Origin of the sequence: Xylanibacter ruminicola (genome assembly GCF_900142525.1) — a bacterium.
Classification (GTDB): Bacteria; Bacteroidota; Bacteroidia; order Bacteroidales; family Bacteroidaceae; genus Prevotella; species Prevotella ruminicola_A.
The window spans coordinates 91,662-103,784 of the sequence record NZ_FRBD01000004.1 but is presented as its reverse complement, the minus strand read 5'-3'; the positions used below and the strand labels follow the sequence as shown (position 1 = coordinate 103,784).

Here is a 12,123-nt window from a genome sequence, read left to right as displayed (position 1 = left end):
ATTCTTGGCGATATGATGACTAAGCGATTCCTTATTCTTCTGGCGGCTGTTCAATTGTCAATTGTCAATTGTCCGCTCGGCTATGCCGCTTCGCAAGGCGAAGAATTATCAATGGCCCAGCAGCGCGTTGTGCTCGATCTTGATCGTACGGTGCAGTTGGCTACCGACAGTTCGTTGGCGGCGCAGAAGTACCAGAGCGTTTACGATGCTTCGCGCTATCAGTATCTCTCATGGCAGGCTTCGCGCAAGCCTCAGTTCTCGTTGGAGTCAACGCCTGTGTCGTATCAGCGATATATGACTCAGCGTTACATCTCCGACGAAGACCTTGATGTGTATCGCCAGCAGCGCATGTTCTACTCTCAGGCAGGCATCCATGCCACTCAGATCATGGAGAGCTGGGGTGGAGAGTTCTATGGATCAACCCAATTGGGCTATCTGCGCACTTTTGGCGATGACAACCAGACACAGTTTATGAGTGTGCCTATCAAGGTAGGTTATAAGCAGGATTTGTTGTTCTTCAACCCGCTGAAGTGGGACCGCCAGATAGAGCCCATGAAGCTGACGCTGGCCGAAAAGAGCTTGGTATATAATGTTGAGACAACCAGCGAGGAGGTTGTCGAAAAGTTCTTTACCCTTGCTTTGGCTCAGGAGCAGCTGCGTATGGCCGAGGAGTATCTTTCCTCATGTGATACCATCTATTCTATCGCCGAACGCCGATACCGCATCGCTAGTATCTCAAAGGCCGAGCTCAGCATCCTGGAGCTACAAAAGACTAACGCCCGAACCACACTTGCCAATGCCCGTATTGGTCGTAGCCGTGCTTCTCAGGATCTGGCTACTTACTTGGGGATGGAACGTAATACTGTTATCGAACTGATTATTCCTGCCGTTATGCAGAATCTTCAAATCGACGCCAAAGAAGCCATTCAGTATGCTCGTGAGAATAATCCGCAATACCTCAGCTCACGCGAGGCAGTGGCTGAGGCCCGTCGTGATGCCGAACGCGCCCGTGTCGAGAAGAACTTCAGTGTAAGTCTGGATGCCAGCATTGGTCTTAACCAGGTGGCCGATCGTTTTGCCGATGCCTATCGTCATCTGCTGTCTCAGGATATGGCTACCCTCACCCTGTCTGTTCCTTTGAAAGACTGGGGTAAGCGTAAGAATGCTTATCTGGCTGCTCGTAGCACTGTTGAGGCCACAGAGCGTGCCGAACAGGAGGCTGCTCGCGATACTGAGCTTGATGTAGCTCTTACCGTAGCCGATTTCAACGAGCGTCAGGATATCGTGGAGACTGCCGGTAAGGCCCTCACCATCGCCGAGGACGCCTATGCTCAGACGCTGCAGCGCTTTATCAAGGCCCAGGCCGATGCCTATAGCCTGTCGATAGCCCAGAGTCATTGGCAGACGGCTCGCCAGAACCAGATAGCCTCTTTGCAGAACTACTGGCTGGCTTACTACCATCTGCGCCGCCTGACTCTCTACGACTATCAGCGTCGCCAGCCCATATCAAGGTAGGGATCCGTCGTAAATAGATTCACTCTTTAGTTTTGATTCCAAATACACAGAAAGCACCTGCTACAAGTAGGACGCCTGCCACAATCATCATGTATGCCTGGTTACTGCCTACGAGGGTGAGTACGGTGCCACCCAGCAAGGCTGCTACTATCTGTGGCACGCAGATGGTGCCGTTGAAGAGTCCCAGATAGGCGCCCATGTGTCCGTAGCCCTGCAGCGCGTTGGTAACCAGTGTGAACGGACATGCCAGCATGGCAGCCCAGGCACAACCTATCAGCAGGAATGGGATGATTTGCAGATACTGTCCAGGACAGAACGGAACGAGCGCAAAGCCCAGACCGCCGATAAGCAAGCTGATGGTGTAGGCAGTCTTGATGTTCTTGAATCTAGGTATCAGTGCTGCCCACGCTACTGCGCTCATGGCCTGTATGGCATAGAGCACACCGGTCCAGTTGCCTGCCTCCTGATATTCGGCAGTGGTCGAATCGGCTGTATCCCATACGGTCAGCGATACGGCGTCAACCACATAGGTCCACATATAGAGGAATGCAGCCCAGCAGAAGAACTGCACGAGTCCGATGCGCCAGAAGGCCGATGGGGCGTTCTTGAGCAGTACGAACCAGTTGGCCGAGTCGTCTTTCTCTTCCGATACGGGGTTATATTCGGCATACTCCTGTGGTGGCCATTCCTTCACCTTCATGGTGGTGTAGATCACGCAGAGTATCAGGATGGCTGCGCCAATGTAGAACGACCAGATCACCGTGTCGGGCACTACGCCCTCGGGAGCCACGTTCTTCAGTCCTATCCATGCAAAGATAAACGGGAACAGGAATCCTGCCACGCTACCTGCATTACACAGAAACGACTGGATAGAGTAGGCCTTACCCTTCTGCTTCTCGTTCACCATGTCGCCCACCATCATCTTGAATGGCTGCATGGCCATGTTGATACTGGTGTCGAGCAGCATCAGCATGATGAGGCCGAATATCATCACCATCGATATGCTCAGTCCCAGCGATCCCGCATTGGGCAGCAGGCACATCACAGCCACAGCCGTCAGTGCTCCTATAAATAAGTAAGGTATACGTCGGCCGAAGCGCGTCCATGTTCTGTCGCTCAGTGTTCCCACGATGGGCTGCACCAGGATTCCCATCAGCGGTGGCAGAATCCAGAAGAAACTCAGCGAGTGGGGGTCGGCACCCAGCGTACGGAATATACGTGAAATGTTAGCACTCTGAAGGGCGTAGGCTATCTGTACGCCAAAGAATCCGAAACTCAGATTCCATAAACTCCAAAACGATAAATCCGGTTTTTGTTTCATAGTTCTATTATTTTCTTAATTCTTAACTCTTAACTCTTAACTACTTCGTTGTTCCACGAACCACAAGCCTCGTTCTCACCACTCGTTTCTCTATCTTTTCGAGTGGCGACAGCCCTTCTACCTTATCCATCAGGATGGTGGCTGCCTCTTCGCCCACTTTGTGGCCTCGCTGTTCTACGGTGGTCAGCATCGGGTCGCAGGCCACGGCGCGCTGTCCGTTGGTAAATCCGCATATCTGCACCTCTTCGGGCACTTTGATGCCAGCATGCTTCAGCGTGTATAGTATGCCGATGGCTGTATCGTCGTTCACGGCAAAGTATCCGTCGGGCGGATTGTCGGTCGCCATCAGCTTGGGTGTCAGCTCTTCGGCTGCGTCGCGATTGTCGCATACCGTCACTATGCTCTCGTCTATCTTCATGCCGTGTTTCAGCAGCGCATCCTTGTATCCGTTAAATCGGTTTTTCGATATCTCCAGCTGCATCGGACTGCCGTAGAAGGCAATGCGTTTGCAGCCCGACTCTATCAGGTAGTTCACGGCGTTCATGGCACCCATGTAGTCGTCTACCACCACTCGGCTGGCATTCACGCCCGTACATATTCTATCGTAGAACACCATGGGTATGCCTGCGTCTATCAGCTTCTGATAGTGATCGTAGTTCTTGGTGTCCTTGGCTTGCGATACAATCACGCCGCACACCTTGTATCGGTGGAAGTTCTCGCATATCTGTGCCTCGCGCTCATACTGCTCGCCGCTCAGCGCCACCATGATGTGGAAGCCTCGGGCTCTGGCTGTTTCCTCAATGCCGGTTAGGATAGATGAAAAATAGTAGTGCGTAAACTCGGGCACTATCACGCCTATCAGTCTTTGTGGCATCACGCGGCTGTGGCGTAGCGCCTCGCCAATGGCGTTGGGATAAAAGTTATGTTCGCGCGCGTACTGCTGGATAGCCTTTCTGCGCTCTTCGCTGATGCGGGGCGAATCCTTGAGTGCACGCGACACCGTAGCCACGGAAATACCGAACTCCCGTGCTATATCCTTCATTGTCATTGGCGCTTTCTCTTCCATCGGTCTTTAATTATCTGTGTGCAAAGATAGTGCAAATTGTAATAAGTACCAAATATTTTCTGTTTTTTCTGATGTGTGGCCCCTTAAATGGTGTGCAAACGTTTGCATGGCTAAATAAACAAAAAGTAACAAAAAATAGAATAACGTAACAAAAACTCAATTATCTTTGCACCGATAAAACTGTAAATTCAAGCTCTATAAAAGCTTAAAACGATATAACAATAACAAATTAACTCTAATTTTAAAATGTAATGATGAAGCAGGTAAACATTCAATTTCCGCTTAGGATGCTGGGCCTTATTTTGGGCTTGTTCCTATCGGTAAGTGCCTTTGCTCAGATTGACGTTAAAGGCCATGTGAAAGATGCTACAGGCGAACCCATTATCGGCGCAACAGTACGCGTAGACGGCACACAGACCGCTACCATCACTGACTTCGACGGTAATTTCACGCTGAAGGCAAATCAGGGTGCAGGCATCACTATTTCTTACGTTGGCTATCAAGATGCCAAGGTGAAGGCTGCTCCAAATGTAGTTGTAACTCTGCAAGACGATGCTCAGGTTCTTGAGAACGTTGTTGTAATCGGTTACGGCCGCGCTAGGAAATCCGACTTGACGGGTTCTGTAACAGCTATTAAACCAGATGAGAAAAACCACGGTTTGATTACCAATGCTCAGGACATGATCCAGGGTAAGATTGCCGGTGTAAATGTTACCACAGGTGGTGGTATTCCTGGTGGTGGCGCTACAATCCGTATTCGTGGTGGTTCGTCACTGAATGCAAGTAACGACCCATTGATCGTTATCGATGGTCTTGCTATGGATAACCAGGGTATTAAGGGTGCTGCTAACCCTCTGACCATGGTTAACCCTAACGATATCGAGTCGTTTACAGTTCTGAAGGATGCTTCGGCCACCGCTATTTATGGTAGCCGTGGTTCTAACGGTGTTATCATTATCACTACCAAGAAGGGTCGTGGCAACATGGCTCCACAGGTAAGCTACAATGGTAACGTTTCTTATTCGGTTAAGAAGAAGACTATTGATGTTCTTGATGGCGATGCATACCGTGCATTCATCAAGTCATATTATGGTGAGGATTCTGAGGCTGCATCTCTTCTTGGCACTGCAAATACCAACTGGCAGGATGAGTTGTTCCGTGGCGCTATTTCTACCGACCACAACATCACTGTTCAGGGTGGCTTCAAGAATATGCCATACCGCTTCAGCGTAGGTTATACCAACCAGAATGGTATTCTGAAGACCTCTAACTTCCAGCGTACAACTGCCAGCCTGACATTGAATCCTTCTTTCTTACAGGATCACCTGAAGTTCAATATCAATGGTAAGTTCATGTATGCTCACAACCGTTATGCTAATGGGGATGCTATTGGCGACGCAACACGCATGGATCCAACTCAGCCTATCTACTCTTCTGACGAAAAGTATAAGAACTATGGTGGTTATTGGCAGTGGCTGGATTCAGGTGCATCGTTGATAGACGATACCTATCCTACTCAGTGGAACAGTAAATCTGTAGCAAACCCATTATCTCGTCTTTATGAGAAGAACGATCGTGCAAACTCTTACGATTATATGGGTAATGTAGAGGTTGACTATCAGGTTCATGGGTTCGAAGATCTTCGCCTCCATGCCAATCTGAGCGGTGACTGGGCTAACGGTAAGCAGAAGACCGACTATGAGAAGTGGGGTCCATCTAATTTCTACTATGGCAACAGTGGCTATTCATATGAGAAGAAGTACAATTTGACTCTGTCTGCCTATGCTCAGTACTATAAGGACTTCCTGAAGACTCAGCATTTCGATGTCATGGTTGGTTACGAGTGGAGTCACAATAAATATTGGGGCGACTCTTACTATGCAGGCCTTTATCCAATGACAACCGGTCAGACTATCACCAATGAGGATGGTTCACAAGTTGCAGCAGCAGGTCTGCCTTACAACGCTAAAACAAGTATCTGGAAGTCAGAGAACTACCTTGTCAGCTTCTTCGGCCGTGCCAACTATATTGCATGGGATCGTTACATGTTGACATTCACCGTTCGTCGTGATGGTTCTAGCCGCTTCAAGGAGCATTGGGCAACATTCCCATCAGTAGCTCTGGGTTGGAAGATCAACGAGGAGGCTTTCCTGAAGAACGTAAAATGGATGGACGAGTTGAAGCTCCGTCTCGGATGGGGTAAGACTGGTCAGCAGGAAGGTATTGGCGACTACAACTATTTCGCTACTTATAATGTAAATACTACCAATAAGGATGGACGTTATCCAATCGTTGGTGTTAACGACGAAGGTCTGATGTATCGTCCAGATGCCTATAATTCAGATTTGAAGTGGGAGACAACCACAACTTCAAACATCGGTCTTGACTTTAGCTTATTCAACAATCGTTTGAGCGGTAGCTTGGATTACTACTATCGTAAGACCACCGACCTGATTAACGATGCATATGTATCAGCAGGTTCTAACTTCCGCAATAAGGTGCGTTCTAACATCGGTTCTCTCGAGAATAAGGGTTTTGAGGCAGCTGTCACCGTTCGCCCAATCGTAAGCAAGGATTGGCAGTGGGAGGTTACCGCTAACTTCACATATAATAAGAATCAGATCACAGAACTTACCGGCGAGTCATCAATTGTTCTGACTGGTCATATTTCTGCTGGTACAGGTAACGACTGTCAGGCTCATTCTGTTGGTCATCCCGCAAGCTCGTTCTATGTATACCAGCAGGTTTACGATGCCAACGGAATTCCTCTTGAGGGCGTTTATGTCGATCGTAATGCCGATGGTGTTATCAACGACTCTGACCGTTATTTCTACAAGAGTCCTGCAGCACCTTATATAGCTGGTTTGAGCTCACGTGTACAGTATAAGCAGTGGGACCTCGGTTTCGGTTTGCGTGCAAGCTTCGACAACTATGTATATTGGGATAAGGAGGCTGGCTATTCTAACACAGCTAAGCGCTTTGACTCTTCGTTCGGTTATCTGCAGAACACTATACCAGGTGCTATCGTGCGCAACTGGACTACTTATGACCATGCTCTCTCAGACTACTTTGTTCACAATGCTTCGTTCCTGAAGTGTGACAACATTACACTGGGTTACTCTTTCGATAAACTCTTTGGTATTGGCGGACGTGTTTACGCTTCAGCTACCAATGTATTCACCATTACTAAGTACAAGGGTATTGATCCTGAGGTTTCAGGTGGTATTGACAACAATATGTATCCTCGTCCTCTTACATTCCTGGTGGGTCTGAACCTCAATTTCTAAAGAGCAAACAGGGTTTAAAACAAAAAAAGTTTAAAGGATTAAGATTATGAACTTAAAATATTTTAAAAATATAATTCCAGCCGCAGCTTTGATTGCTGCAGTAGGATTGAGTTCTTGCACAAAAGATCTGGATGTGACTCCAATCGACCCTAGTAAGACTATGGTTCCCGATGAGGCTGCTCTTTTCACAAAGTGCTATGCTCAAATGGCCTTGCAGGGACAGACTGGTGCCGATGGTGACTGCGATATCGATGGTCTCGATGGTGGTACTGCCGGTTTCGTACGCCAGTTGTTCAATGCAAACGAACTCACTACAGATGAAGCTATCTGTGCATGGGGTGACCCCGGTATCCCCGCATTCAATTTCAATCAGTGGAATGCTTCTCATCCAATGTTGCAAGGATTCTATTATCGTTTGTATACAGGTATTACTTATTGTAACCACTATCTGGAAGTTTGTGGCGATGCGGATGCTGCTCATGTAGCCGAAATCCGTTTCTTGCGCGCCCTCTTCTATTATCACCTGATGGACTGCTTTGGCAATGTACCTTTTGCTACAGCTTTGATGGCAACATCTCCTGAGCAGATTCAGCGTGCCGAACTGTTCAAGTGGATCGAGAGCGAACTGCTTGAGGTGAAGGATCAGATGATGACTCCTGCTGCTCGTAAGGACACTGATGCAAATTATGGCCGTGCCGATCAGGATGCTGCTAATCTGCTGCTGGCTCGTTTGTATCTCAATGCTGAGGTATACACAGGTACGGCTCGTTGGGCTGATGCCAAGACCTATGCCGAGAAGGTCATCAATGGACCTCACAAACTTTGGACTTCTAGCATGAATGGCTGGAGTGCTTACCAGATGCTGTTTATGGGCGATAATGGTAGCAATGGTGCATCGCAGGAGGCTATTCTTCCTCTGCTTCAGGATGGTAAAAAGACCACAGCATATTGTACATCTTTGTTCCTGGTTGCATCTACTTGGAAATCGGATATGGATACTAATTCCGATTATGGAACAAGTGAGTTCTGGGCTGGTAACCGTGCAAGAAGTCAGCTGCTTGCCAAGTTCTTCCCTGCTGGCGATGCTCCTGCCGCTACTATCAGCGAAATGGCTGAAGCTGCAGGCGACGACCGCGCACTCTTCTTTGGTATCGACCGTACTCTCGTTGTTGATAAGCCAACCGAGTTTACTTCTGGCTACTCAGTAGGTAAGTATCGCAATACTTATGCGAGTGGAGGTAGTGCACACAATTCTAAGTTTATTGATACAGATTTCTTCCTGATGCGTTCTGCCGAGGCTTACCTCATAGCAGCTGAGGCTGATGCACGTATTAATGGTGGTACCACCACTGCTACTGGTACTGGTTATATCAACGCACTTCGTGAGCGTGCTAATACTACAACTAGCAACAGCTATACTACCGATCAGGTGCTTGACGAGCGTTCACGCGAGCTCTATTTCGAGGGATTCCGTCGTACCGACCTCATCCGCTACGGATACTTTGGTGGCGATAAGAGCAGCCAGTATCTTTGGGATTGGAAAGCTGGTTCGCAGAATGGTGCCGGTTTTGCTGCATATCTTAATCTCTTTGCCATTCCTGCAGAGGATATGAATGCTAATCCAAATCTTGTGCAGAATGCTGGCTATTGATAAAGAAATAAAAGTGAATATTTAAATGATTATATGATTATGAAGACAATATTCAAATCAACATTACTGCTGACTGCTCTGGGACTTACCTTCCTTACATCTTGTAAGGATGATAACGAGTCGAACCCAACACTCACTCAGCCCCAGGAGTTCGTGCTCAATGATATTGATATCAACGGCACTGTAGAGCTGGAGAATACAAAGTCTGTGACACTTACTTGGTCGCAGCCCACTCCTTACAATAATTTCAATTCGGCTATGGTTCCTATCTATACTGTTGAGATTTCGCCAACAGGAGCCTTTACAAAGGCTTTCGATGCCAATGTCGAGGATAATACCGGTGCCGACTTCTTTACATTAGATCAGACCTATAATAGTGGTGCTGATGTGGTAGTGAGCACAGAGACTATCGACCGTTCTTTGGTTCAGCTTTGTGGTTGGTCAGAGACTACGGTTCCTTCGATTCTCGATCTTTCTATCCGCGTTAAGTCTGTTATCAAGGATGCCTCTTTCCGCGAGTATAACGAGATTTACTCAAATGTAATTAACATCAGCACCGTTCCATATTACATTCAGTTGAAGGAAGCTGATCCTGAAATCTGGTGGCTTATCGGTGGCGATATTGCCGATGGTTCTTGGGGTGGCGATTATGGTAAGTGCATAATTCCTTTGCAGACTATTGAGGACAATAAGTACGACAAGAAGACTGGTCAGGGTACCATCCAGTGGATTGGTTATCTGGGCGGCAATGGATTTAAACTCAAGCAGGATCCTGCTTCTTGGGACGTTCAGATTGGACAGAACGATGGTGGTTTCGTGAAGAACGATGGTGGTTCTGGTAACATAACAGTCGATGAGCCAGGTGTTTATGTAGTAACTCTGAAGACCGATGAGTTGGCTGGGGTTGAAGATAAGGCTAATACCACTGCTCTCACTATCAAGAAGTACGAAGGCAGTGCTCCTGTATTCGATGGAATGGCTATCGCTGGTTCGTTCAACAAATGGGGCGATACAGAAATGAAGCCTTGTTCTACTGGATGGGAGAACCACGACTGGTATATCGAGCAGGAATTCGAAGCTGGCGATGAAGTGAAGATTAAGCAGATAGACTCATGGGAGTTCAACAAGGGTGGTACATTTGTTGAGTATTCAGAAGGTATGTATGCTTATGGTGTTAACGGTGGTGCCAACCTGAAGGTTCCTGAGAAGGGTAACTATTTGATTCTCTTCAACGATATCACGGGTTATATCCGCTTTATTAAAAAGTAATTATTAAGGAAGATTATTATGATTAAGAAGATATTATTCGGAATAGCATTTGTAGCGTCGGTAGTAGCATGTACCGACGACTACAAAGACTGGGCATCTCCACAGGTTATTGCTCAACCTGATCAGGTAAGCTTTGGTAAGGGAAGCATTTCGACTGTCGACGTCATCAAGTTTGCTGATTTCGCCGAAGATCAAACCACAGTTAAGGTTTGCGGTATCACTGCTCCTACCACAACAGATGCCTCATTTGTACGTGAAGATCGTTATGTGATCACCCTGGGCGGAAAGACCTTCGATCTGGCTGCTGACGGTACTATCTCGAAAGACGATTTTGTTAACTATGTATACGCTACTTATGGTAAGGCTCCATCAGAGCGCGCTTTCGATGCAACTGTTAGCACATGGTTCAGCAATGGTTCAACTACAGTCAAGACCACTTCGGATGTATTCCAGGTAAAGGCTCTGCCAGTTGCTCCATTCATCGATGAGGCTTATTATATTACAGGCGACTTTGCCGGTTGGAATAAGGAGGGTGCTCTTGCACTCACACATCTTGGCGATGGTAATGTATACGATAATCCTGAGTTCCAGATTGTATTAAAGACAACTGCTGCCAACCAGTATTGGAAGATTATTCCTAAGAATAACTATGAAGGTGACTTCTGGAAGACTGGCGAAGACGGTGTTGTTGGTGTTGCTGTTGATGGCGATACAAGTATGGAAGGACTCCTTACCACCGATAACCCACAGGCAGGTAAAATTGAGGAAGAAGGTATCTATCGTATAACCATCAACATGATGGAGTATACCTATAAGATTGAGAAGCTCAACTTCACAGAGTATATCTATGTACCAGGTAACGCTCAGGGTTGGGCACCAGCATCGGCTGCTGCTCTGCACTCACCAAACTTCGACGGTATTTACACTGGTTATGTATATCTTGATGGCGGCTTCAAGTTCACCAAGGAGCGTAGCTGGGATGGTGGCGAGTACAACTGGAGTAACTTTATCGAAGTTCCTGATTTCCTGAACAATGGTGCTGGCACAGATACCAACATCTATTGCGATGATCCTGGTCTGTATTATCTGACTGTAGATGCTGCATCTGGCAAAATTACAGGCGAGAAGATCAACAACATGAATCTGGTTGGCGACTTCAATGGTTGGAACAATGCTGACGATGCTATGCAGATGACATGGGATGCTGCTAATTTATGCTACACCATTACTGGTGTTGCTGTAACAGCCAATGGTTGGAAGTTCACAGCAAACAATGCTTGGGACATCAACCTCGGATCAAATGATTCTGTAGAGCCTTCTACAATCCTGAACGATCTTGTTGGAGGTGGAAAGAACATTGGTGTAGCTGGTTCTACCATCAAGCTCTATCCATGCCGCACTAATTCAGACAAGATTTACTGCACAGTAGAGTAATCAGTACTTCTATAACACAAAAAATTCAAACGGGCCGTTAATAATAGCGGTCCGCTTGTTTTTTTGTTTTCTATCTATATACAAAATGCTATTAGACTATTATGTATTTTATGTTTACGGGCGATAAACATATGTTCACAGTCCTAAAACATATGTACACGGTGCGTAAACATAAGTTCTAGGGCCGGAAACATAAAATAGTAAGTGAGCTGATGCAACCGATTACACAGAGTAACTTGCATCAGCATCTGATAAGTCTCTACAATGAGCATCCTGCCCTGCGCAAAGGCAAGTTGACTACATATCCCGACAACGATGTGCTTGTTTTCGAGAAGGCTGATGATGCTGAGCGATTCCTGATTCTTGTTAATGTGCGTAACGAGGCTAAGACTGTTGCCGTTCCTGGCGATTGGAAGAAACTGGGAGAAACCATCACCCTCAAGCCTTTTGAGTATCGCATAGAGAAGTTTTAGCGTAAATGCAACCGATTGCGCAATATAGCATATAGATTTTAAGCCGTTTGGAGAATAACCAGACGGCTTTTTACGTATCTTTGCACCAAAATAAATATAGATAACTA

8 protein-coding genes are annotated in these 12,123 nt (G+C 47.0%); 6 read left to right on the top strand and 2 right to left on the bottom strand.

The window, feature by feature from the left end; genetic code table 11:
* Positions 1-12: 12 nt before the first annotated feature.
* Positions 13-1,515, top strand: coding sequence for a TolC family protein (locus tag BUB86_RS03690; RefSeq protein ID WP_081373075.1), 1,503 nt, complete (start codon positions 13-15; stop codon positions 1,513-1,515).
* A 19-nt stretch (positions 1,516-1,534) separates the two neighbouring features.
* Here the strand turns inward: BUB86_RS03690 and BUB86_RS03685 are convergent, their stop codons facing one another.
* Positions 1,535-2,836 carry an MFS transporter gene (locus BUB86_RS03685; protein ID WP_073205636.1) on the bottom strand — a complete coding sequence of 434 codons (1,302 nt, stop codon included), beginning with the start codon at positions 2,834-2,836 and terminating at the stop codon, positions 1,535-1,537.
* A 40-nt stretch (positions 2,837-2,876) separates the two neighbouring features.
* Positions 2,877-3,902, bottom strand: a complete 1,026-nt coding sequence (locus BUB86_RS03680; RefSeq protein WP_073205632.1) for a LacI family DNA-binding transcriptional regulator — start codon at positions 3,900-3,902, stop codon at positions 2,877-2,879.
* 251 nt (positions 3,903-4,153) lie between these two features.
* Between BUB86_RS03680 and BUB86_RS03675 the strand changes: the two genes are divergently transcribed.
* The 5 genes from BUB86_RS03675 to BUB86_RS03655 all read left to right on the top strand — a co-directional run bounded on the left by BUB86_RS03675 (position 4,154) and on the right by BUB86_RS03655 (position 12,016).
* A complete protein-coding gene (locus BUB86_RS03675) occupies positions 4,154-7,189 on the top strand; it encodes a SusC/RagA family TonB-linked outer membrane protein (protein WP_073205630.1) in 3,036 nt (1,011 codons plus the stop codon).
* Between the two features lie 46 nt (positions 7,190-7,235).
* Complete coding sequence (locus tag BUB86_RS03670) at positions 7,236-8,840, top strand: RagB/SusD family nutrient uptake outer membrane protein (RefSeq protein WP_073205627.1); 1,605 nt, start codon at positions 7,236-7,238, stop codon at positions 8,838-8,840.
* A gap of 39 nt (positions 8,841-8,879) precedes the next feature.
* Entirely contained in the window at positions 8,880-10,109 is a 1,230-nt protein-coding gene (locus BUB86_RS03665; RefSeq protein WP_175549396.1) for a SusF/SusE family outer membrane protein, read from the top strand.
* Between the two features lie 18 nt (positions 10,110-10,127).
* Positions 10,128-11,543 (top strand): DUF5115 domain-containing protein, encoded by a 1,416-nt coding sequence (locus tag BUB86_RS03660; RefSeq protein WP_073205621.1) that lies wholly within the window; start codon positions 10,128-10,130, stop codon positions 11,541-11,543.
* Positions 11,544-11,755: 212 nt separating this feature from the next.
* Complete coding sequence (locus BUB86_RS03655; protein WP_139261383.1) at positions 11,756-12,016, top strand: DUF3459 domain-containing protein; 261 nt, start codon at positions 11,756-11,758, stop codon at positions 12,014-12,016.
* Positions 12,017-12,123: the final 107 nt, after the last annotated feature.

Bases quoted from the DNA above. Each gene is read 5' to 3' on its own strand.
- BUB86_RS03690 (WP_081373075.1), top strand. From the start codon at position 13: ATGATGACTAAGCGATTCCTTATTCTTCTGGCGGCTGTTCAATTGTCA.
- BUB86_RS03685 (WP_073205636.1), bottom strand. From the start codon at position 2,836: ATGAAACAAAAACCGGATTTATCGTTTTGGAGTTTATGGAATCTGAGT.
- BUB86_RS03680 (WP_073205632.1), bottom strand. From the start codon at position 3,902: ATGGAAGAGAAAGCGCCAATGACAATGAAGGATATAGCACGGGAGTTC.
- BUB86_RS03675 (WP_073205630.1), top strand. From the start codon at position 4,154: ATGATGAAGCAGGTAAACATTCAATTTCCGCTTAGGATGCTGGGCCTT.
- BUB86_RS03670 (WP_073205627.1), top strand. From the start codon at position 7,236: ATGAACTTAAAATATTTTAAAAATATAATTCCAGCCGCAGCTTTGATT.
- BUB86_RS03665 (WP_175549396.1), top strand. From the start codon at position 8,880: ATGAAGACAATATTCAAATCAACATTACTGCTGACTGCTCTGGGACTT.
- BUB86_RS03660 (WP_073205621.1), top strand. From the start codon at position 10,128: ATGATTAAGAAGATATTATTCGGAATAGCATTTGTAGCGTCGGTAGTA.
- BUB86_RS03655 (WP_139261383.1), top strand. From the start codon at position 11,756: ATGCAACCGATTACACAGAGTAACTTGCATCAGCATCTGATAAGTCTC.